General features: G+C 65.5%; 18 protein-coding genes. 10 read left to right on the forward strand and 8 right to left on the reverse strand.

All coding sequences use genetic code 11. The annotated features are described in order from the left end of the window. Positions 1 to 18: 18 nt before the first annotated feature. Complete coding sequence (locus B3Z70_RS04420) at positions 19 to 2880, reverse strand: TonB-dependent receptor (RefSeq protein ID WP_292024324.1); 2862 nt, start codon at positions 2878 to 2880, stop codon at positions 19 to 21. A gap of 361 nt (positions 2881 to 3241) precedes the next feature. On the opposite strand from B3Z70_RS04420, the gene B3Z70_RS04425 reads away from it, so the two are divergent. Continuing rightward, complete coding sequence (locus B3Z70_RS04425; protein ID WP_292024385.1) at positions 3242 to 4762, forward strand: carboxylesterase/lipase family protein; 1521 nt, start codon at positions 3242 to 3244, stop codon at positions 4760 to 4762. Between the two features lie 266 nt (positions 4763 to 5028). Here the strand turns inward: B3Z70_RS04425 and B3Z70_RS04430 are convergent, their stop codons facing one another. From B3Z70_RS04430 to B3Z70_RS04440, 3 genes are all read right to left on the reverse strand, one after another. Next, positions 5029 to 6027 carry an alpha/beta hydrolase gene (locus tag B3Z70_RS04430; protein ID WP_292024322.1) on the reverse strand — a complete coding sequence of 333 codons (999 nt, stop codon included), beginning with the start codon at positions 6025 to 6027 and terminating at the stop codon, positions 5029 to 5031. An 81-nt stretch (positions 6028 to 6108) separates the two neighbouring features. Further along, entirely contained in the window at positions 6109 to 7395 is a 1287-nt protein-coding gene (locus B3Z70_RS04435) for an MFS transporter (RefSeq protein WP_248121110.1), read from the reverse strand. A gap of 92 nt (positions 7396 to 7487) precedes the next feature. After that, positions 7488 to 8189: a 2-keto-4-pentenoate hydratase gene (locus B3Z70_RS04440; RefSeq protein WP_292024320.1), complete on the reverse strand. Its 702-nt coding sequence runs from the start codon at positions 8187 to 8189 to the stop codon at positions 7488 to 7490. A gap of 270 nt (positions 8190 to 8459) precedes the next feature. Between B3Z70_RS04440 and B3Z70_RS04445 the strand changes: the two genes are divergently transcribed. Further along, positions 8460 to 9509, forward strand: a complete 1050-nt coding sequence (locus B3Z70_RS04445) for a LacI family DNA-binding transcriptional regulator (protein WP_292024317.1) — start codon at positions 8460 to 8462, stop codon at positions 9507 to 9509. Between the two features lie 41 nt (positions 9510 to 9550). Here the strand turns inward: B3Z70_RS04445 and B3Z70_RS04450 are convergent, their stop codons facing one another. After that, positions 9551 to 10213 (reverse strand): RpiB/LacA/LacB family sugar-phosphate isomerase, encoded by a 663-nt coding sequence (locus tag B3Z70_RS04450; protein ID WP_292024315.1) that lies wholly within the window; start codon positions 10211 to 10213, stop codon positions 9551 to 9553. A 170-nt stretch (positions 10214 to 10383) separates the two neighbouring features. Here B3Z70_RS04450 and kduI point away from each other — a divergent pair, with 170 nt between their 5' ends. From kduI to B3Z70_RS04470, 4 genes are all read left to right on the forward strand, one after another. After that, complete coding sequence (gene kduI / locus B3Z70_RS04455) at positions 10384 to 11229, forward strand: 5-dehydro-4-deoxy-D-glucuronate isomerase (protein ID WP_292024383.1); 846 nt, start codon at positions 10384 to 10386, stop codon at positions 11227 to 11229. Positions 11230 to 11251: 22 nt separating this feature from the next. Beyond that, a complete protein-coding gene (gene kduD / locus B3Z70_RS04460) occupies positions 11252 to 12010 on the forward strand; it encodes a 2-dehydro-3-deoxy-D-gluconate 5-dehydrogenase KduD (protein ID WP_292024313.1) in 759 nt (252 codons plus the stop codon). A gap of 20 nt (positions 12011 to 12030) precedes the next feature. Beyond that, positions 12031 to 13092: a sugar kinase gene (locus tag B3Z70_RS04465; RefSeq protein ID WP_292024311.1), complete on the forward strand. Its 1062-nt coding sequence runs from the start codon at positions 12031 to 12033 to the stop codon at positions 13090 to 13092. A 159-nt stretch (positions 13093 to 13251) separates the two neighbouring features. Beyond that, positions 13252 to 14895 carry a pectate lyase gene (locus B3Z70_RS04470; RefSeq protein ID WP_292024309.1) on the forward strand — a complete coding sequence of 548 codons (1644 nt, stop codon included), beginning with the start codon at positions 13252 to 13254 and terminating at the stop codon, positions 14893 to 14895. A gap of 56 nt (positions 14896 to 14951) precedes the next feature. Here the strand turns inward: B3Z70_RS04470 and lldD are convergent, their stop codons facing one another. From lldD to B3Z70_RS04485, 3 genes are all read right to left on the reverse strand, one after another. After that, the gene (lldD, locus tag B3Z70_RS04475; RefSeq protein ID WP_292024307.1) at positions 14952 to 16085 is read right to left on the reverse strand and encodes an FMN-dependent L-lactate dehydrogenase LldD; all 1134 of its coding nucleotides are present in this window, start codon (positions 16083 to 16085) and stop codon (positions 14952 to 14954) included. 9 nt (positions 16086 to 16094) lie between these two features. Then, positions 16095 to 16808, reverse strand: a complete 714-nt coding sequence (locus B3Z70_RS04480; RefSeq protein ID WP_349679878.1) for an SDR family oxidoreductase — start codon at positions 16806 to 16808, stop codon at positions 16095 to 16097. 70 nt (positions 16809 to 16878) lie between these two features. Beyond that, on the reverse strand, positions 16879 to 17685 hold the full coding sequence (locus B3Z70_RS04485; protein WP_292024302.1) for an IclR family transcriptional regulator: 807 nt from the start codon (positions 17683 to 17685) through the stop codon (positions 16879 to 16881). A 140-nt stretch (positions 17686 to 17825) separates the two neighbouring features. Between B3Z70_RS04485 and rhmD the strand changes: the two genes are divergently transcribed. The 4 genes from rhmD to B3Z70_RS04505 are packed head-to-tail and all read left to right on the forward strand — an operon-like array spanning position 17826 to position 21551. Then, positions 17826 to 19019 carry an L-rhamnonate dehydratase gene (gene rhmD / locus B3Z70_RS04490; RefSeq protein WP_292024300.1) on the forward strand — a complete coding sequence of 398 codons (1194 nt, stop codon included), beginning with the start codon at positions 17826 to 17828 and terminating at the stop codon, positions 19017 to 19019. Between the two features lie 21 nt (positions 19020 to 19040). Further along, positions 19041 to 19889, forward strand: coding sequence for a fumarylacetoacetate hydrolase family protein (locus B3Z70_RS04495; protein ID WP_292044765.1), 849 nt, complete (start codon positions 19041 to 19043; stop codon positions 19887 to 19889). Continuing rightward, positions 19886 to 20638: an SDR family NAD(P)-dependent oxidoreductase gene (locus tag B3Z70_RS04500; RefSeq protein ID WP_292044767.1), complete on the forward strand. Its 753-nt coding sequence runs from the start codon at positions 19886 to 19888 to the stop codon at positions 20636 to 20638. Before B3Z70_RS04495 ends, B3Z70_RS04500 begins: the two co-directional genes overlap by 4 nt. Positions 20639 to 20648: 10 nt before the next feature. Then, complete coding sequence (locus B3Z70_RS04505; RefSeq protein WP_292024725.1) at positions 20649 to 21551, forward strand: amidohydrolase family protein; 903 nt, start codon at positions 20649 to 20651, stop codon at positions 21549 to 21551. The last annotated feature ends 13 nt before the right edge of the window (positions 21552 to 21564 follow it).

The following is a 21564-nucleotide window of genomic DNA, read 5'->3' on the forward strand; positions in this document are numbered from 1 at the left end:
TATCTCGTTATAAAGCGATCAGAAGCGATAACGCGCGCCGACATAAACCTGACGTCCGGTGTGATGATAGACATAGGTGCTGTCGCGCGACCCGCCGATGTCGCCGTGGTTCTGACGGTTGGCTTCGTCCGTCAGGTTCAGACCTTCCACGGAAATGCTCAGCTTGTCCGTGAGGTTATACGACGCCGAGGCGTCGATGGTGGTCGTTTCGGTCTTGCCTTGATAGGGGATCAGACCCGTGGCGCCGTTCGAGCCCGGCACGCTCTGGAAATAGGTGTCCCGATAGGCCGCCGACACCCGCGCGTTGAACTTGCCGTCGTCGTAGTAAAGCGTCGCGTTCCAGGCGTTCGGCGACAGGTTCACCAGGTCTGCGGTGACGAAAGCCGCGCAAGTGGCCGTTACGCAGTATTGAATCTCGGACTCAACATGGGTGTAGTTCAGCTGCGTGCCGATGTTCGACAGAAGGCTCGGCAGGAACGAGAAGGTTTGCTGATAGCTGATCTCGAAACCCTTCAACGGGCCGCCCGGCGTGTTCGTGGGCGTGCTGAACTGGTAGACGTCGCCAGCAGGTCGACCGCCTGCCGGGAAGGCCACGGGGTTCAGCGCCGTCAGTTGGCTGTAAGACAGAGGTTCCGTCGTCGTCTGCACGTAGGTCGAGATGTCCTTGTAGAAGTAGGCGAAGGACAGCAGGGCTTCAGGCGCGAAGTAGTACTCGACCGACAGATCGTATGTCGTCGCCCGATAGGGCGCTAGGTCCACGTTGCCCAGCGAGGCCGTGTTGGTCGCCGCGCCGGCCGCACTCAGCGTGAACACCGGCACAAGGCTGGTGACAGGCGGTCGCGCCATCACTTTCGCCGCCCCGAAACGAACGATAAAATCTTTCATCGGCTCGATCGACACATTCAAGGACGGCAGGGTGTCGTCGTATTCGTTCTCTCCTCGCACCGGCGTCGCAACGCCGCCAACGTTTGAGTAGCCCAAGGCGTCGACTTCAGTCTTCACCTGCCGGACGCCCACGTTTCCTCGGAACGGGACGCCCATGACTTCGGTGTCCCAATCGGCTTGGACATAGGCTCCGGTGTCGGTTTCGGTCACCTCACGCCAGTTGCCGTAGGTCGATGAGTTGCCGTTCAGGCCAATGAGCCGGAAATCGCCACCCGCCACGCCCGTGTCGCAGTTGCACTTGTAGTTCCAGACCGACTGAAGCGCAGCGAGGTCAGGACGCACCCAGGTCGTCGCCGAGCCAGAAGGCAGGTCGAGATTGCGACCGAATCCTTGCAGCAGGTTGGTGACGGAGGCCATGCTCGTGCCAGCCGGCAGCGCTGGCGAACCATTGGCGTTGTTGGGGCGTGCGAAGGCCCGGCTGCTGGATTCGTACTCTTTGCGGCTGATGCCGGCCTTCAAGGTCAGCCAACTGCTGAGGTCGAACTCCAAACCGGCCTCCCCGGTCGTGTACACATTCTCCTGGAAGTTGGAGCTGATGCGCAGTTCCGAACGCGGTTGAGCACCGGTCGGCCCGACCACGCTCCACTGGGTCGGGTCCGCAACGTTGAAGCCCCAGTTGATCGCAGGCAGGTTTCGGTTCTCACGGAAGTCGTAAGAATAGCCGGCGACATTCTGGCGGTCGATGATGGCGCTGACCTGCACGGGGTTGGCGAAGCTGGATTCCGCGCGACCGATCAGGCCGTTGAAGCGCAGTCGGTCGGAAAACTCGTGCTCGACCCCAAAGGTCATCTGCTTGAATTCGGTCTGCAGCTCATCGAACCGCTGCTCGCTGCGGATATCCATGTCGTCGAGCTGAGCGTAGATCATCTCGCCGGTGGAAGGATCGATCTCGAAGCTTCTGATATCGACCTGAGGCTTGCCGCCCTGATCGGCGCCGCGGCTGAGCGACCACGCCTGCAGGAAGTTCTCGCTGCGGGTCGAATCGAGCTTCGAATACAGCATGTCCAAGGTGAACAGGGTCGGACCGTTGCCCGGACGCGCCTGCACGGACAGGGTCGCGCCTAGGCGTTTCTGGCTATGCTCCAGGCTGCCGTAGCGCGGGATACGAGGATGATAGGTGCGCGCGGCGTTGGGCAGCACGCTGCCGTTCTGGAACCCGCCATCAGCGCTGGCCGGCCCCCAACGCACGGAACTGAAGCCTTCTTCCAGGCTGTCGCGTTCGCTGTAGGCGATTGAGAACAGGGCCCCGATCTGATCGTCGGCCCAAGTGTTGGACACCAGGCCGGCGAAGCGCGGGCTCCAGTCCTGCGACAGGTCGTTGTAGCCGTACTGGCCCGAGATGGCGCCCTGAAAACCCATCTTATCGAACGGACGGCTGGTCTTCAGATCGACCGTGGCGCCCAGCGACCCCTCCTCGGTCTCAGCCGAGGCGGTCTTTCGCACCGTGATATTGTTGAAAAGTTCGGAGGCGAAGACGTTGAAGTCAAAGCCCCGGCCGCGGTTCACGCCGCCGGAGGAGTCGGTCGCGCCGGTCGAGGCCTGGGCCTCGATGCCGTTGATGCGGGTGCGGGTGAACTCGGAACTCAGGCCGCGCACGGTGATCGACCGCCCCTCGCCCGCGTCGCGGTCGATGGACACGCCCGGAATGCGCTGGATGGATTCGGCCAGATTGGTGTCGGGGAAATCGGCGATGTCTTCCGCCGAAATGGCGTCCACGACGCCCGCTTCGCGCCGCTTGATGTTCAACGAGTTCTGCAGGCTGGCGCGGAACCCCGTGACGACGATATCATCGACTTCGGCTGCGGCGTCCTGTTGGGGCGTGGTCGCGTCAACGGTTTGGGCGGCGGCGTCGTGCGCCATCATAGCCAGGGCGAGCGCGCCTAGCGACGCCGTGGCGACCAGCGCGTTTCGCGCGAATTTGTGGCGTTGGTTCATTCTCGTGTCTCCTCCCAAATCTGGCGTCGCTGGGTCGAAACGCCCACGTTCACGCCACCCGCTGCTGGCGGGAGACACCGGTGTCACGACCTGTTCGCCAAGTCTCTGCTACCGGTGTCATAAATGTTTAGCCACAGATGACGGCGTGTGGCAAGAACGTGGCTGCGTCGATGGCCGATTTGTAATCTGCAAGAAACCGGCTGCCGGAAGCACAACCTTGGCGACCAGCCGTCGCGGTGGAGAGGAAGATGTCTGTCAATGTCGAACTCGCGTCAGAATCCACTCTGAATGACACATCCGGCGCATCTACTTGCCTGAAGCCATCTCGATGATCACACGTCGCACAGCGCTCGTACTGGGCATGACAACCGCCGCCCTCCCCTTCTCTGCAAAGGCCGGTTCGAACGATCCTCGGGTCCAGACAACTACCGGTCCCGTCACTGGGGTTCGATACGACGGGGTGAGCGTATTCAAAGGTTTGCGCTACGGGGCGCCCACGCAGCGATTCAGACCTCCTCGGCGACCTGCGCCGTGGAGGGATCCGATTCGCGCCGCAACCTACGGGGCGGCCAGCCCCCAGCGCGGGAACGAGCCGAACCAAAGCGAGGACTGTCTCTTCCTGAACGTCTGGACTCCAGGGACCGACGCAGGACGTCGCCCGGTGATGGTCTATATTCACGGGGGCGCCTATTCGGCAGGCTCGGGATCGGACCCGCTTTATGACGGCGCAAGATTGGCGGCGCGGGGCGATGTCGTGGTGGTCACCCTGAACCATCGGCTGAACGTCTTCGGCTACGCCTATCTGGCGCGGCTGGCGCCGGGGTTCGAGGATTCCGGCAATGCCGGGCAATTGGACCTGATCCTGGCGCTGCAGTGGGTGCGCGACAATATCGCGGCGTTCGGCGGCGATCCCTCGCGGGTCATGCTGTTCGGCCAATCGGGGGGCGGCGCCAAGATCGCCACCCTGATGGCCATGCCGGCCGCCCAAGGCCTGTTCCACCGGGCGGCGACCATGAGCGGCCAGCAGGTCACGGCCTCCGGCCCGATCAACGCCACGACGCGGGCGGCAGCCTGGCTGAAAGCGCTGGGCCTGACGCCGGATCGCGCAGCCGAGGCGACGACGATGCCTGTCGAGCGGCTGCTGGAGGCGCAAACGGCCGAGGACCCGATCCTGGGCTTCGGCGGCCTCTACTTCGGGCCGGTGCTGGATTTCCGCAGCCTGCCGCGCCACCCCTTCTATCCCGATGCAGCGCCGCAGGGGCGGTCGATCCCAATGATCATCGGCAATACCCGAGAAGAGACGCTGGGGTTCATGGGCGACGATCCCAGGAACCAGGGCCTGACATGGGACAGCCTGGCTGCGCGGCTGACGCCGGGCGTCATGCGGATCGACATCACGCCCGAGGCGGTGATCGCCGGCTATCGCGCCATGCATCCCGACTGGTCGCCGGATCGGGTGCTGATCGCCGCCACGACGGCGGGCCGATCCTGGCGCGGAGCGGTGATCGAGGCCGAAGAACGCGCCAGGGCCGGAGCGCCCGCCTGGGTCTATCAGCTCGACTTCCCCGGTGAGTTGGCCTCGGGCCGCCAGGGCGCCTTCCACACCGCCGACATCCCTCTGGTGTTCGATAACGTTCAGGCGGCCGGCTCGCGCACGCGGGGACCGGGCGCGCAAAGTCTGTCGGACAAGATGAGCGACGCCTTCATCGCCCTGGCCCGCGATGGCGACCCGAACCATGCCGGCCTGCCACGCTGGGACCGCTATGAGTTGCCGCGTCGCCAGACCATGCTGATGGACGTGCAGCCGCGCATGGCCGACGACCCGCGCGGCGACGAGCGCGCCTTCTTTTCGACCATCCCCTACATCCAGCCGGGGACGTGAGCGGACTTGGACTCCCACGCGGAAAAAAACAGTCCAACGAGTCCAACTTCAGATCCTTCTTTCGTCATTGACTGACGACCGAGGATTATAAGGGGGCCGGGAAGCCTGTTAGGTCGATTGTCGTTGGCGAGCGAAAACAGCCGATAAATCAATGCCGGTCAGTGTCGAAATAGGATGGCTAGCCCAGGGACGGGGGTAGATGCGCCGGGCGGGGCGTCACCTCCTCGGCCCGAAGACCCGGAGTCGAAGTTGGACTCACGGAGCCTTCAAAGCGGGAAATCCAGCCGCGCAGCCCAGGCCCGGACAAGATCGGGCCACACCTGAGCGGGCTTGCCCCGGATCAGGCGGATGCCGAATCCATGGCCGCCTTCCTGGAAAAGATGCGCCTCGGACGGCACGGCGCCGGCCTTGAGCGTGGTCAGCAGTTGCAGGCTGTTTTCGACCGGCACCGAGGCGTCGTCGATGGCGTGCAGCAGAAAGACAGGCGCCGCGCCGCGCCAATCCATCTTCTCAAGGGAGTAGGCCGCGATCCGCTCGGGCGACGGCGTCTCGCCCAGCAGCTGGGTTCGCGATCCGGCGTGAACATAGGGGTCCGCCATGGTCGCCACCGGATACATCAGCACGGTCAGGTCCGGGCGGAACGACACAGCATCGGCTGCGTCTGTCGCCGCATAGGTCGCATCCGCCCGCGCACTGGCCAGACCCGCCAGATGTCCCCCGGCCGAAGCGCCCAGGACGCCGATCCTGTTCGAATCGACGCCGTAGTCGGCCGCCCGACTGCGGATAAGGCGTATGGCGCGCTGCGCGTCCTGGAGCGGGGCATCGGCTCCAGCCGCCCAGCCGTCGGCGGGCAGGCGATAGCGCAGCACGAAACAGGTCGTGCCGCTGCCCGCGAACACCCGCGCGACGTCATACCCCTCCTTGTCGAGCACGGCCCAGCGATAGCCGCCGCCAGGGATCAGCAGCATGGCCGATCCGTTCGGCCGCCGGGGCCGGAAGACGGTCAGGATGGGATCGGTCGTATATTGGGCGTATCGATCATGAAAAGCCGGATCGGTCGAACGCTCTGGCACGATGGGTGTGACGGTCACCCCCTGCCCGCCCGGCGCGCCGTCGGGCCACAAACCTATGATTTCGGCCGGGTCGGGCGGGCCTGCGCGACCGGCGTCTGCTGTCGTTTGCGCCGATGCACGCGGCGCACTCAAGACCACCGCAGCCCCTGCGGCCAGCCCCAGAAGCGTCCTGCGTTCGATATCCATCGTCATGCTCACACCTTGAAACGAACACGGCCGGACGATCTCTCGCCCGGCCGCAATCCTCAACGACTTTAGGTCTATGCCCCTTCGTCAGACCTTGGCCTGTTCGTATCTCGGCGAGATCAGATGCACGACCAGAAGGGCGATCAGATAGGCCGAGGCGGCGACGATGAAGATGGGTGTGTAAGTGCCGATCTTTTCCAGAACGTAGCCGGCGTATTTGGCCATGGCCATGCCGCCGATGGCGCCCAACATGCCGCCGATGCCGACGACCGATCCCACGGCGGAGCGCGGGAAGACGTCGCCCGGCAGGGCGTAGAGGTTGGCCGAGAAGCCCTGGTGCGCCGCCGTCGCCAGACCGATGATGCCGACCGCGACCCACAGGTTGGACGCCATGGCGGCGAAGGCCACAGGCACCGCACACAGAGCGCAGATCAGCATGGTGATCTTGCGCGCCTTGTTGACGCTCATGCCGCGATGCATGAAGCGCGAGGACAGCCAGCCGCCGCCGACAGAACCGACGTCGGACAGCAGATAGATGGCGACCAACGGCGGGCCGAACGTCTTCAGATCCAGACCATAGGTCTTGCCCAGGAAGTCGGGCAGCCAGAACAGAAACATCCACCAGATCGGATCGATCAGGAACTTGCCCAGGGCATAGGCCCAGGTCTCCTTGACCGTCAGCAGCTTGGTCCATTTGACCTTTTCGACCACATCGGCCGGATCCTGCTCGATATAGGCCAGTTCGGCAGCGGACAGCTTCTTCTGCTCGCGCGGCCGGCGATAGATCAACAGCCAGATCGGCAGCCAGATCAGACCCAGGACGCCGGTGATGACGAAGGCCATCTGCCAGCCGAAGGCCAGCACCAGCCCCGGCACGATCAGGGGCGTGACGATGGCGCCGATATTGGTTCCCGCATTGAACAGGCCGGTGGCCAAGGCGCGTTCCTTCTTGGGGAACCACTCCGCGACCGCCTTGATCCCGCCAGGGAAGCCGCCGGCCTCGCCGACGCCCAGCACCATCCGCGCCATCATGAAGTGCGACAGATCACGCGCCGCCCCGTGCATGATATGACCGATCTGCCAGATGCCGAAGGCGATCCCCAGGCCCCAGCGGGCCCCGATCCTGTCCATGATCCGGCCCCACAACAGGTAGGCCACGGCGTAGGACGCCTGGAACCAGAAAACGATGTCGGCATAGTCGGTTTCCGACCATCCGAACTCAGCCGACAGGGTCGGCTTGAGGAAGCCGATCATCTGACGGTCGACGTAGTTGATGACCATGGCCGCGAACAGCAGCCACATGATGATCCAGCGATACTTGCCGGGAGACGGCGCCTTGATCTGAATCGGCGGCGCGACGGAAGCGTCTGACATGGTTATGAAAACCCGTTCCTGAAAATTTCCTCGACGCATCCCCTGCTCTTTTTCCGTCCCTGAACGGCGGCGGGGTTGACGTCCGATGATGTTTACTGGGCTTCGGCCTTGACGACCGAACAGTGAAGTTCTGCGATACCTCTGAAAATGCACACGGCTTCGTCGCCCGCGTGAACGCGGTGAACGCCCGTGACGGCGCCGGTCGAGACCAGCGTACCCGCCTTCAACGGACGGCCCCAACGCGCGCAATGCTCCAGAAGAAAGCGTACGGATTCCATCGCCCCACCGGCCAGCGACAGCGAACCGCCCGTGCCGACGCTGGCGCCGTTGATGACGGTCTCGACCTCGATGCTGTCCAGGCGTTCGCGCCAGTTCTCGACCTCGGGGCCGATCATCAGACCGCCGTTGTTGCCGAAATCCGATGCGACGACGGCCGAGCCCAGGTCATTGATCGCCGACAGAGGGCTGCCCGCCAGTTCGACGCCGACGAACACCTTGTCGACGGCGGCGACAGCCTCCTCGATGGTCCAGTCCGTCTTGGCGGGGTCGGCGTCGGCGCCGATGCGGGCGATGAACTCCGATTCGACCGCGGCGAACCCACCCTCGATCTCGGGTAGCGGCACGACCGTGTCGCCGGGGGCTGGCCAGACGTTGCGCGCGAAGATGGCGCCGGCCAGACGATGGATGCCCAATGTCGCCTGTTGCTCGAGCGGAACGCCGCCCACCTTCCAGCCCACGACCTGGTCGGGGAACAGTCCGATGGCGATGTCCTGAATAGCGTAGGACTGGGCCATGCTCTGAGGAATCACGCCTGGGTAGTCGGGAGTGCTGCGCGCAGACAGGCGCGCCTGGACGAACTGCCGCGCGATGGCGGCGGCATCCCCCGACAGCGTGTCAGTCTGGCCGGCGAGAGAAGGGGTCGAAGTCAATAGCGTCGCCTCGTGAATAGGCTTCGATAAGACCGAGGAAGGAAACCGGTGTCAATCCGCTTTCACATCACCCCATGGCGTCAGCGACGAGTCGCGTCTATGCCTTGAAGCTGCACAGAGGGAAGGAGCCGAACCTTGGCTCAAGACGATCCGCGATCCGGCAAGCCTGGCAAGCGGGCCACGATCAACGATGTCGCTCGCGAAGCGCAGGTTTCCAAGAAGACCGTCTCGCGGGTCATCAATCAATCGCCGTTCGTCAAGGAAGACACGCGCGAGAAGGTCAACGCCGTAATCAAGACCCTGGGCTTCACCCCCGATCCCCAGGCGCGCGGCCTGGCGTTCCGGCGATCATTTCTGGTCGGCCTGATCTACGACAACCCCAGCCCGACCTATGTCGTGAACATGCAGCAGGGCGTGCTGGATGCACTGAAGGGCTCGGGCCTGGAGCTGGTCGTTCACCCCTGCAACCGCAACTCCCCTACCCTGCTGGAAGACATTCGAGGGTTCGTCGAGCGTCAGCGCCTGTATGGCGTCATCATGCCGCCGTCGATGTCGGAGGATGAACGCGTCATCGACCTGCTGCGCGATCTCGACTGCGCCTATGTGCGCATCGCCTCGGTCGCGCTGGACGAGCCGCAATCCATGGTGGTCACCAACGACTGGATCGGCGCGGCCGAGGCGGCGGCGCATCTGGCGGACCTCGGACACCGGCGAATCGGTCTGGTGCGCGGCCCGGACCTGTTCCGGTCGTCGGCCGTGCGGGGCCAGGGCTTCCTGGACGCCTTGGCCGAGCGCGGCATTCCGCTGGACCCGGCCTATGATTTCAACGGCGCCTATACGTTCGAATCCGGCGTCGAGGCCGGACACGCCCTGTTGGCGCTGGATACGCCGCCGACCGCCATCTTCACCCTGAACGACGACATGGCCATCGGTGTGATGCAGGCGGCGCGGGATCGCGGGCTGGAGCTGCCGCGCGACCTGTCGGTCGTGGGCTTCGACGACCTGCCGATGGCGGCGCGGGTCTGGCCCAATCTGACATCGGTCCGTCTGCCGATCCGCGACATGGGACGGATGGCCGCCGAAAAGCTGTTGGCCCCGATGCGCGGCGTCGATCCAGCCAAGATGCAGCAGCCGGAAGTCCGCCCCGCCCTGGTCGTGCGCAAGTCGGCCATCCCTGCGCCCTAGAAATCGGTCGGCGCGTGGGATCACGCGCCGACCTCTCTGGTTTAAGCCGTTTCGAGGGCGGGCTTGTCGGCCAGGACGCCCTTCAGATAGTCGCGGATGCCTTGATCCGTGGCGTTGGCGAAGAAGTAGTCCTGGAAGCGCTCGCCAGCGATGGCGGCCTTCAGCAGGTCCTGGTCCATCGTCTTCAGCACCGTCAGCATGTCGTGGCAGGTCACGGCCTTCAGGTCGCTGAGCACGCCGCGGTTCTTGCGCATGATCTCGGCCCGCTCCTTGGGATAGCCCAGGCCGCGCTCTCCTTCGAACAGCTTGCGATAAACGTCCTGCAGGTTCAGTTCCGCCGCCCAGCCGAAGCCCTTGGCGTAGGGCATGGAGATGGCGTTGCCGTCGTTGATCTGACCGAACAGGAAGGCGTCGGTCGGGTCGATCACCAGACCGCAGAAAACGCCGGGCATGCTGTTGCAGGCCAGCATCGAGCCCATGCCCGTGCCGCAACCGGTCACGACGAAATCGGCCGCGCCCGAGTTCAGCAGAATGCCGGTCAGGACGCCGTTCATCACATAGGTCAGCGAGGCCTTATCCTCGGCCGCGTACATTCCGTAGTGGAAGACGTCATGGCCCAGCGGCTCCGCGACGGCGGTCAGGGCGGCGTGCACCGTCTCGCTTTTGGCGGCCTGGCTGTTTTCGATGATAAGAGCGATCTTCATTTGGAAATCCTCAAGACGGTGGCGGAGTGATGCCGGCATATGACGGCGATTATCGTCTAATCCGTTGCATCATAATATGACACCGGTTACCTAGTCCACCGAGGATGGACGCAAGATCTGTCGCGGCAACTCGCGAGGCGAGTTCCAGGGAGCCCCGCATGTACGACCCCATGTATGACAAGGTCTATCAGGCCACCCACCCCGACATGATGGACGGCGCCGCCAATCAGCAGCTGAGGGATCGCTATCTGGTCGAGGGGCTGTTCGTTCCGGGCAAGATCAGCCTTAACTATTCCCACCATGAGCGCATGATCATCGGGGGGGCGACCCCGGCCGAGACAGCCCTGAGCCTGCCCACCCATTCTGAACCACCGTCGCTGGCCGGCGCGCCGTTCCTTCAGGCCCGCGAACTGGGCGTGGTCAATATCGGCGGCGCCGGGTCGGTGACGGTCGATGGCGAAACTATCGAACTGGGCTTCCGCGACGGCCTGTATGTGCCGATGGGGACGAAGGAAGTCAGCTTCGCCTCGAACAACCCCGCCGAGCCCGCGAAATTCTATTTGGTCGCCACCCCGGCCCACGCCCGCCACGTCCTGACCAAGATCTCGATCGACGAGGCCGTGCCGCTGGAGATGGGCTCGCTGGAGACGTCCAACGAACGGACCATCTATCAGTACATCGTTCCGGCCAAGGTGAAGTCGTGCCAGCTGCTGCTGGGCGTGACGGTGCTGAAGCCCGGCTCGGTGTGGAACACCATGCCCCCGCACATTCACGACCGCCGTTCGGAAGCCTACCTCTATTTCGGTCTGGGCGAGAACGACCGCGTCTTCCACTTCATGGGAGAGCCGGACAAGGCGCGCCATATCGTCATCGCCGACGGCGAAGTCGTGATCTGCCCCCCGTGGTCGATCCACACGGGCGCAGGCACGTCGAACTATACCTTCATCTGGGGCATGGGCGGCGAAAACCTCGACTACACCGACATGTACAAGCTCGACATCTGCCAGTTGAAGTAATCAGCACAAGAGGAAGAAAAACATGAGCAATCCGTTCGACCTTACCGGCAAGGTCGCCCTGGTCACCGGCGGCAACACGGGTCTGGGTCAGGGCATCGCCCTGGCCCTGGCCGAGGCCGGCGCCGACATCGTCTCGGTCGCCCTGTCGGATTCCGACGATACGGTCGCCCGGGTTCAGGCGATGGGCCGCCGCGCCCACGCCGTCAGCGCCGACCTGACCTCGATCGAGCCGGTCGAGCGTGTTCTGGCCGAGGCCCTTCAGGCGATGGGCCGGGTGGACATTCTGGTCAACAACGCCGGCCTGATCCGACGCGCCGACGCGGTGGACTTCACCGAGGCCGACTGGGATCTGGTGATGAATATCAACCTGAAAACCGTCTTCTTCATGAGCCAGGCGGTCGCCCGCTGCTTCATCAAACAGGGCGACGGCGGCAAGATCATCAACATCGCCTCCATGCTGTCCTTCCAGGGCGGCATCCGCGTGCCGTCCTATACGGCGTCCAAGTCGGGCGTGGCGGGTCTGACCAAGCTGATGGCCAACGAATGGGCGCCGCACGGGATCACCGCCAACGCCATCGCCCCCGGCTATTTCGCCACGGCCAACACCCAGGCCCTGCGCGAAGACCCGGTGCGTTCGGCCGAGATCCTGGGCCGCATCCCCGCCGGTCGCTGGGGCCAGCCTTCGGACCTGGGCGGCGCCGCCGTCTTCTTGGCCAGCCGGGCCTCGGACTATGTCCAGGGCGCCATCCTGCCGGTCGACGGCGGCTGGCAGGCGCGCTGAGACACGGTTAGCGTTCCGACATGACCAACACCGCCTCGGGTTCTCTGGCCGCTGACCACGGCGCCATTCTCTGCTTCGGCGAGGTGCTGCTGCGGCTATCGCCGAACCAGAACGAACTGCTGCTGCAGTCCCCTGCCCTGACCGTGCGTCCGGGCGGGGCCGAGGCCAATGTCGCCGTGTCCCTGGCCCGCTTCGGCGCGCCGACCCGCATGGCGACGGTCTTGCCGGACAACGCCCTGGGCCACGCCGCCCGCGACGAGGTGCGAAAGCATGGCGTCGACACCACCCCCATCGTCTTCACGCCCGGACGGATGGGCCTGTATTTCCTGACCCCGGGCGCAGTGCGCCGTCCGTCCGAAGTCCTCTATGACCGTGCTGGGTCGGCCTTTGTCGAGCATGTGAACACAGCGTTCAATTGGGATCAGTTGCTGGACGGCGTCGAGTGGCTGCACGCCTCAGGCGTCACGCCCGCCACCGGCCCCAACGGCTCCGCCGCCGCTGTCGCCCTCGTCGAGGCCGCCGTCCGCATGGGCGTGAAGGTCAGCTATGACGGCAACTTCCGCGGCAAGCTGTGGGAACAGTGGGACGGCGATCCGCCGACGACCCTGGGCAAGATGCTGGCGGGCGCCACAGTCGCCTTCGCCGACGACCGCGACTTTGCCCTGGTGCTGAAGACGAGGTTCGACAGCCCCGACCCCGCCGAGCGCCGCCGTCAGGCCGCCAAGGCCGCCTTCGCCGCCTTCCCCCGCCTTCAACGCATCGCCTGCACCCTGCGCGTCCAGGACAGCGTCGCCGATCAGGCCCTGTCGGCCGTCATGCTGATCCGCGATGGCGACAGCATCATCGAGACCCACGCTAAGGCCATCCACCTGACCGGCGTCATCGACCGCGTCGGCGGCGGCGACGCCTTCGCCTCGGGCGTCCTGTTCGGTCTGTGGAGCGGCTGGGCGGATCAGCAGGCGCTGGATTTCGGTCTGGCGGCTGCGGGTCTGAAGCATTCGGTGCCCGGGGACTTCAACCTGTTCACGGCCGACCAGGTTCACGCCGCCATGGCCGACGGCGGGTTCGACATCCGGCGGTGAGGCTGCAATCATCGTGATTTGGTGGAGGCCGCATGGAGAAGTCAGTGCGGCTTTTTTCATTGGTGACGAAAGACTAGGAAACCGGTGTCAGTCATGCTTGAGTGACGCTTTGAAACGGTCGCCAAGAACCGTCCGAGAGAGGTCACACCAGGAGTTCCTATGTCCGTCACGTCCATGAACCGCCGCGCCCTGCTGGCCGCCGGCGCCGCCGCCACCTTCGCCGCCGCATCCGCCCCCGCCTTCGCTCAGGCCTCTCCAGAGCGCGCCGCTGTTCTGGATGCCATGAAGCGCGCCGCCCGGTTCATGAGCGAGGAGGCCGCCGTCGAGGGCGGCTATGTCTGGCAGTATCTGCCCGACTTCTCGCGCCGCTGGGGCGAGCTGGAAGCCAGCCCGACCATGATCTGGGTCCAGCCGCCGGGCACCGCGACCGTGGGCCACCTGTTCCTGGACGCCTATCACGCGACCGGCGACGAATATTACTACGAGGCCGCCAAGAAGGCTGCCGACGCCCTGGTCAAGGGCCAGCACCCGCTGGGCGGATGGAACTATGTCATCGACACCGCCGGCGAGGACTCGCTGAAGAATTGGTACGGTACGGTCGCCGCCAATGCCTGGCGTCTGGAGGAATTCCACCACTACTACGGCAACGCCACCTTCGACGACGCGGGCACGTCCGAGGCCTCGCAACTGTTGCTGCGGGTCTATCTGGAGAAGAAGGACCGCAAATATCTGGCGCCCCTCAACAAGGCGATCAGCTTCGTGCTGGAAAGCCAATATCCGAACGGCGGCTGGCCCCAACGCTATCCGTTCGTCGAGAACGGCGGCCTACACGGGCACGAGGACTATACCCCCTACATCACCTTCAACGACGATGTGGCGGGCGAGAACCTGGAGTTCCTGATCTACGCCTATCATGGCTTGGCGCGGAACGGCCGAGGCGACGCGCGCTTGCTGGACGCCATCAATCGCGGCATGGACATCTTCGTGAAGACCCAGCAACCGCAGCCGCAACCGGCCTGGGGTCTGCAGCACTTCCCCGACACCCTGAAGCCGGCGGGCGCCCGGACCATCGAGCCCCAGGCCTTCGCCACCCACACAACCGGCACCAACATCAAATCGATGCTGGGCTTCTATCGCCTGACCGGTGACCGTAAATATCTGGCGCGCCTGCCGGAAGCGCTGGACTGGCTGGATCAGGTCGCGGCCAAGCCGCCGCTGAACACGCCGGGCCGCACGCACCCGACCTTCATCCTGGAAGGCTCCAACACGCCGATCTACATCCACCGGCGCGGGTCCAACATCGCCAACGGCCAGTATTACGCCGACGACAATCCCACCAATCTGATCGTCCACTACGGCTCGTTCCGCAATGTCGACACCGCCGCCCTGCGCCGCGAATACGAACAGTTGGCGGCCATGCCGGTCAACGAGGCCACGCGAGGTTCGCCGCTTAAGGCGCGCCCCGGTTCTCTGAGCCTGCCGAAATATTTCACCCTGCAGGACGTGGATGTCTGGGACATGTCCACCGACGCACGGCGCCCCGCCCGCATGGTCGCTGGCCGCGCGGCCGAGGTGATGTCATCCCTGAACGCGCGCGGCTATTGGCCCACGCCCCTGACCACCACGTCGAACCCCTACAAGGGCCCCTCCCCCACCGCCGTCACGGGCGGCGAGTACCAGATGACCCGCGTCGGCGACCTGTGGGACACCTCGCCCTATCACACCGACTTCCCGGTCGAGGGCGTCTCGACCTCGGTCTTCGTGCGCAACATGGGCGACCTGATCGAGGCTTTGGGGACTTAAGACCGGCTCGGATTTTCGTCATCCCCTCATCGCGGGGGTGACGACCATGACGCGGGTCAGATCGCCAGCATCTCGGGGGTCATGCCCGCGACCGACTTGGCCCCGGTCAGGGTCATGGCGACGCGCATTTCCTTTTCGAACAGGTCCAGCAGGTTTTCGACGCCCGCCTGGCCGTTCGCCGCCAGCGCATAGATGAAGGCCCGGCCCAGCAGGACCGCGTCGGCGCCCAGAGAAATCGCCCGCACCACGTCCAGCCCGTTGCGGACGCCGGAATCGACCAGAATCTTCAGGTCGCCCTTCACCGCGTCGGCTATGGCCGGGAGCGCCCGGGCAGACGACAGAACGCCGTCCAGTTGCCGCCCGCCGTGGTTCGACACCACAATGCCGTCGGCGCCGAAGCTGACGGCGTCGCGGGCGTCCTGCGGATCGAGCACGCCCTTGATGATCATCGGCCCGTCCCAGAAGTCGCGGATCCATTGCAGGTCCTTCCACGAGATCGACGGATCGAAGTTGTTGGCCAGCCAGCCGATATAGTCCGCCAGCCCCGTGGGCTTGCCCAGATAGGCCGAGACATTGCCCAGGTCGTGCGGGCGGCCGTTCAGCCCCACGTCCCAGGCCCAGGCCGGATGGGTCATGGCCTGGACCATGCGGCGGATCTCGGCGTTCGGGCCGCTCATGCCCGAATGGGCGTCCCGGTAGCGGGCGCCGGGGGTGGGCATGTCGACGGTGAAGACCAGGGTCTTCACCCCCGCCGCCCTGGCCCGCTCCAGCGCATTCTTCATGAAGCCCCGGTCGCGCAGCACATAGAGTTGGAACCACATGGGTCGGTCGATGGCGGGCGCCACCTCCTCGATCGGGCAGACCGAGACGGTCGACAGGGTGAAGGGCACGCCGCGCGAGGCCGCCGCCTTGGCCGCCTGCACTTCGCCCCTGCGTGTATACATGCCGGTCAGGCCGACGGGCGCCAGGATGACAGGCAGGCGCAGGGTCTCGTCGAACAGGCGGGTCTCCAGGCTGAGGCTGGTCATGTCCTGCAGCACGCGCTGGCGCAGGGCGATGGCCTGCCAGTCCTCGACGTTGCGCCGCAGGGTCTGCTCGGCGTAGGCGCCGCCGTCGATATAGTGGAACAGGAAGGGCGGCAGCTTGCGGCGCGCCGCCTCGCGATAGTCGCCGGGCGAGGAGATGATCACGCGCCTGCCCTACTGGAAGTTGGCGAAGGCGCCGCCGTCGACCAGCAGGGCCGCGCCGGACATGTAGCTCGCCATGTCCGAGGCCAGGAAGGCGACGACGGAGGCGATGTCCTCGGGCCGGCCCAGACGACCCAGCGGAATGCGGCCCTCCATGTATTGGCGCTTCTTCGGATCGGCGAGGTCGTCCTTGTTGATGTCGGTGGCGATGGTGCCGGGCAGGACAGAGTTGCAGCGGATGCCGTGACGACCCAGGGCGACGGCGCAGGACTGCATCAGGCTGTGCAGCCCCGCCTTGGTCGGGGTGTAGTGGGTCTGCATCTCGCCGCCGACCAGGGCCGAGATCGAGCTGATGGCCACGATGGAACCGCCGTCTCCCTGCTTCACCATCTGATTGGCCGCCGCCTGCACCATGTAATAGGCGCCGTGCAGATTGACCTCCATCGTCCGGCGCAGGGTTTCGACCGGCATATCGAGGAAGGCGTGGAACGGGCAGATGCCGGCGTTGGAGACGAAGACGTCCACCCGGCCGAGCGCCTGAACCGCGGCGCCGACGAAGGCTGTAGCGCTCTCGGGCTGGGCCACGTCGCCGTCGACGGCGATGGCCCGGCGGCCCAGGGTCTCGATCTCGGCGACCACCTCGGCGGCTGCGGCATCGTCCCGGAAGGTGTTGAGGGCGACGTCGGCGCCCTGGCGCGCGGCCTCGATCGCCGTCGCCCGCCCGATGCCCCGCGATGCCCGTGATCAGGACGACCTTGTTTTCAAGCAGCATGGGGGCTCCGGCGATGGTTCGGTTTCAGGGTTTGGGCGACCAGCCCAGGTCGGCGCTGATCGCGTCTGCGGCCTCGGTCACGGTCTTGGTCAGTTCGGTCATCCGGGCGTCGGACATATATTGCGCGGCCGAGGACACGCTGAGGGCGGCCACGATCTGGCCGTTCACCGAACGGATCGGCGCGGCGACGCAGCGGATCTGGTCCTCATTTTCTTCCAGATCGAAGGCGTAGCCCTTCTGGGCATAGCCATGCATCCGCTCCAGCCAGACGGCGCGGGCCGACGAGTCATAGGCCGCCCCCGGCTCGGCGTAGAAGTCGATCCAGTCCGGCTCGGTCTTGTCCAGGATCAGCGCCTTGCCCAGGCCGGTGGAGGCGATGGGATGACGCTCGCCGAGGCGCGAGCCGATGTTGATGCGCCTGCGCCCCGCCACCTTGTCCAGATAAAGCGCATGACGACCGTCCAGCACGCCCAGATGCACGGTGTCGTCGGTCTGGGCCGACAGCTGCTCCAGCCAGGGCCGGGCCACGCGCGGCAGATGCATCTGCTGACTGGCCGCATGGCCCAGCTCCAGCAGTTTGGGACCGAGGGAATAGCCTTCGCGCGGGCGGAACGACAGCAGCCGCCGCTCGACCAGGGCCGAGGCCAGACGGTGGGTGGTGCTGCGCGTCAGCTCCAGCTTTTCGGACAGTTCGGCCAGGGGCAGGGAGCCGTCGATCAGGGCGTCGATGACGTCCAGACCACGCAGCAGGGTCTGGCTGCCGGACGCCTTGGCGCCGACCTCTTCTTCCGCATCGACCTGTGCGGTCTTGATTGACGGCGTTCGTCCCATTTCGTAATCCTCATTCTCAGAATGTAGCAAAACGCGCAAGTCGCTCCGTCACACGAGCCCGACTTTGACGCCATGCACGGAGGAACGCCAGTGAAATCCCGCATTATGGGAGCGAATCGCCAATCTCTGGTGATGACACGATGAGCCGCCTGCCCCGCATCAAACATGTCCGCGCCTTCGTCGTGAAGAACGATGGCGCAGGCGGCGGCGCCGACTATCACGATCAGGGCGACGGCCACTGGATCGACGACCACATCGCCACCCCCATGGCGAAATACCCCGAATACCGCCAGAGCCGCCGCAGCTTCGGCATCAATGTGCTGGGCACACTAGTGGTCGAGATCGAGGCCGAGAACGGCGTGGTCGGGTTTGCGGTCACGACCGGCGGCGAACCGGCGGCCTATATCGTCGAGAAGCATCTGGCCCGCTTCCTGGAAGGCCGCGATCCGTCCGAGGTCGAGAAGATCTGGGACCAGATGTATTTCTCCACCCAGTATTACGGTCGCAAGGGTCTGGTGGTGAACGCCATCTCCGGCGTCGATCTGGCGCTGTGGGACCTGCTGGGCCGCCTGCGGCAAGAGCCGGTCTTCGCCATGCTGGGCGGTCCGGTTCGCGACGAACTGACCTTCTACGCCACCGGCGCGCGCCCGGATAAGGCCAGGGAACTGGGCTTCATCGGCGGCAAGATGCCCCTGCACCACGGCCCCGCCGAAGGCGAAGAGGGCCTGCACAAGAACCTCGCCGAGCTGGAGGCCATGCGCAATGCCTGCGGCGACGACTTCTGGCTGATGTTCGACTGCTGGATGGCGCTGGATCTGAACTACGCCACCCGCCTGGCCCACGAGGCGCACAAGCTGGGTCTGAAGTGGATCGAGGAGGCGCTCAGCCCCGACGACTACTGGGGCTATCAGGCGCTGAAGAAGAACGCCCCCAAGGGGATGCTGGTCACGACCGGCGAGCATGAGGCCACCCGCTGGGGCTTCCGAATGCTGCTGGAGATGGAATGCTGCGACATCATCCAGCCGGACGTGGGCTGGTGCGGCGGCGTCACCGAACTGATCAAGATCTCCGCCATGGCCGACGCCAAGGGCGTGCTGATGATCCCGCACGGCTCGTCGGTCTATTCGTACCACTTCGTGGTGACCCGCCATAACAGCCCGTTCGCCGAGTTCCTGATGATGGCCCCCGGCGCCGACGAGGTCGTGCCGATGTTCCATCCGCAGCTGATCGGCGAACCCGTCCCCGTGAACGGCCGCCTGAAGGTGCCGGACGCGCCCGGCTTCGGCGTCGAGCTGAACCGCGACATCGCCCTGCACCGCCCCTACGCGCGTTAAGACGAAAGCCCTTCCCCCACCATGAAACTGCTGCGTTACGGCCCCAAGGGCCAGGAAAAGCCGGGCACGCTGGATACTGAGGGGCGCATCCGCGACCTGTCGGGCCACATCGCCGACATCACCCCGGACCAACTGCATGGCCCCGCGCTCGAGGCGCTGAAGGCCATCGATCCGACCACCCTGCCCCTGGTCGAGGGCCAGCCCCGCTATGGCGTGCCGATAAACGGCGTGCGCAAATTCCTGGCCATCGGCCTGAACTTCGCCGACCACGCGGCGGAATCCAACCTGCCGATCCCGGCCGAGCCGGTGCTTTTCACCAAGGCCGTCTCCTGCCTGAACGGGCCGAACGACGACGTGGTCATTCCGCGCGGTTCGGAGAAGACCGACTGGGAGGTCGAACTGGGCGTCGTCATCGGGAAGCCCGCGTCCTACGTCACCCAGGATCGGGCCCTGGATCACGTCGCCGGCTATGTGCTGATCAACGACGTGTCCGAGCGCGCCTATCAGACCGAGCGCGGCGGCACCTGGGACAAGGGCAAGGGCTGCGACACCTTCGGCCCCGTCGGCCCCTGGCTGGTCACGACCGACGAGGTCGGCGACGTCCAGAACCTGGACATGTGGCTGGACCTGAACGGCAAGCGGATGCAAACCGGAAACACCCGCACCATGATCTTCGGCGTCGCCGAGATCGTCGCCTATCTGTCAGAGTTCATGACGCTGGAGCCCGGCGACCTGATCACCACCGGGACCCCGCCCGGCGTGGGCCTGGGCCAAAAGCCGCCCCTTTATCTGAAGGCGGGCGACACGGTTCGCCTGGGCATCCAGAAGCTGGGCGAACAGGGCCAGACCTTCGTGGAGTGGACCCGATGAGCGCCTATCGGGACCGGTTCGCGGGCCGCACCGCCGTCGTCACCGGCGGCGCCTCGGGCCTGGGCAAGGCCGCCGCCGCCCGCATCGTCGCCGAGGGCGGCAAGGTGGTGCTGTGGGATCTGAACGCCGAGGCGCTGACGGCCGCCGCCGCAGAGGTCGGGGCCGCCCATGTGATCGCCCTGGACGTCGCCGACCCCGAGGCCGTGGCCGCCGCCGCCCTGGCCTCGGCCCAGGCGCTGGACGGCCGCATCGACATCCTGGTCGCCTCGGCCGGCATCACCGGCGCCACCGTGCCGGTGCACGAGTTCCCCATCGACAGCTGGAAGCGAGTCGTCGACATCAATCTGAACGGCGTCTTCTACTGCTGCCGCGCCGTCGTGCCCTTCATGTTGGCCAACGGCTATGGCCGCATCGTCAATGTGGCCTCGGTCGCGGGCAAGGAAGGCAATCCCAACGCATCCGCCTATTCCGCCTCCAAGGCCGGGGTGATCGGCTTCACCAAGTCGCTGGGCAAGGAGCTGGCCGGCAAGGGCGTCGTCGCCAACAGCCTGACCCCCGCCACCTTCGAAAGCCCCATCCTGGACCAACTGCCCCAGAGCCAGGTCGACTACATGCGCTCCAAGATCCCCATGGGCCGCCTGGGCGAGGTCGACGAAAGCGCCGCCATGGTCTGCTTCATGGCCTCCGAGGAATGCAGCTTCACCACCGCCTCGACGTTCGACACGTCCGGCGGAAGAACGACCTACTAGGGGCGCGCAGGTGGCTTCGGACCTTCGCATCGTCGACGGCCACGTCCACCTGTGGGACCTGTCGCGCGCCCGCTATGGCTGGCTTCAGGACGATCCCCTGCCGAACAATCCGGCGGGGGACATGAGCCCCATCGCGCACCGGAACTATCTGCTGGACGACTATCTGGCCGATACAGCGGGCTGGCGCGTGGACAAGATCGTCCATGTCGAAGCCGGTCAACCCATCGGTCAGCAGTTGGCCGAGACCGACTGGCTGCAATCCCTCGCGAACCAGCACGGCTATCCGCACGCCATCGTGGCGGGGGTCGACCTGCTGGACCCCGATCTGGACGCCCTGCTGGAAGCCCATGCGGCGCGTCCGAACGTGCGCAGCGTGCGCCAGATCGTCTGCTGGCACGAAGACCCGCTGAAGACCTACGCCGGCCGCGATCTGCTGCGCGATCCCAAATGGGTCCAGGGCTTCGCCAAGCTGGCCAGGCACGGCCTGTCGTTCGACCTCCAGCTCTATCCGTCGCAGATGGCGACCGCCGCCATCATCGCCGCGCGCCATCCCGACATCCCGATGATCGTCAATCACGCCGGCCTGCCGACCGACCGCGATGCGGCGGGCATGGCGCGCTGGCGTCAGGGCCTGCGCCTGCTGGCCGCCCAGCCGCAGGTGTCGATCAAGATCTCGGGCCTGGGCATCACCGACCGCGCCTGGACGCCCGACAGCATCCGCCCGACCGTCCTCGAATGCATCGACGTCTTCGGAACCGAGCGGGCCATGTTCGCCTCGGACTTCCCGGTCGAAAGCGTCCACGGAAGCTTCGACGCCTTCTATTCCGCCTTCGACGCCATCACCGCCGACTTTTCGCCCGACGAGCGAGACGCCCTGTTCGCCGGCAACGCCGAGGCGATCTACCGCATCTGACACCCATTCCGCC

Origin of the sequence: Brevundimonas sp. UBA6550, from assembly GCF_002434505.1 — a bacterium.
Lineage (GTDB): Bacteria > Pseudomonadota > Alphaproteobacteria > Caulobacterales > Caulobacteraceae > Brevundimonas.

Excerpts from the sequence above, each read along its gene's own strand:
- B3Z70_RS04420 (WP_292024324.1), bottom strand. The coding sequence starts at position 2,880 with ATGAACCAACGCCACAAATTCGCGCGAAACGCGCTGGTCGCCACGGCG.
- B3Z70_RS04425 (WP_292024385.1), top strand. The coding sequence starts at position 3,242 with ATGACAACCGCCGCCCTCCCCTTCTCTGCAAAGGCCGGTTCGAACGAT.
- B3Z70_RS04430 (WP_292024322.1), bottom strand. The coding sequence starts at position 6,027 with ATGACGATGGATATCGAACGCAGGACGCTTCTGGGGCTGGCCGCAGGG.
- B3Z70_RS04435 (WP_248121110.1), bottom strand. The coding sequence starts at position 7,395 with ATGTCAGACGCTTCCGTCGCGCCGCCGATTCAGATCAAGGCGCCGTCT.
- B3Z70_RS04440 (WP_292024320.1), bottom strand. The coding sequence starts at position 8,189 with ATGGCCCAGTCCTACGCTATTCAGGACATCGCCATCGGACTGTTCCCC.
- B3Z70_RS04450 (WP_292024315.1), bottom strand. The coding sequence starts at position 10,213 with ATGAAGATCGCTCTTATCATCGAAAACAGCCAGGCCGCCAAAAGCGAG.
- kduI (WP_292024383.1), top strand. The coding sequence starts at position 10,384 with ATGTATGACAAGGTCTATCAGGCCACCCACCCCGACATGATGGACGGC.
- kduD (WP_292024313.1), top strand. The coding sequence starts at position 11,252 with ATGAGCAATCCGTTCGACCTTACCGGCAAGGTCGCCCTGGTCACCGGC.
- B3Z70_RS04465 (WP_292024311.1), top strand. The coding sequence starts at position 12,031 with ATGACCAACACCGCCTCGGGTTCTCTGGCCGCTGACCACGGCGCCATT.
- B3Z70_RS04470 (WP_292024309.1), top strand. The coding sequence starts at position 13,252 with ATGTCCGTCACGTCCATGAACCGCCGCGCCCTGCTGGCCGCCGGCGCC.
- B3Z70_RS04485 (WP_292024302.1), bottom strand. The coding sequence starts at position 17,685 with ATGGGACGAACGCCGTCAATCAAGACCGCACAGGTCGATGCGGAAGAA.
- rhmD (WP_292024300.1), top strand. The coding sequence starts at position 17,826 with ATGAGCCGCCTGCCCCGCATCAAACATGTCCGCGCCTTCGTCGTGAAG.
- B3Z70_RS04495 (WP_292044765.1), top strand. The coding sequence starts at position 19,041 with ATGAAACTGCTGCGTTACGGCCCCAAGGGCCAGGAAAAGCCGGGCACG.
- B3Z70_RS04500 (WP_292044767.1), top strand. The coding sequence starts at position 19,886 with ATGAGCGCCTATCGGGACCGGTTCGCGGGCCGCACCGCCGTCGTCACC.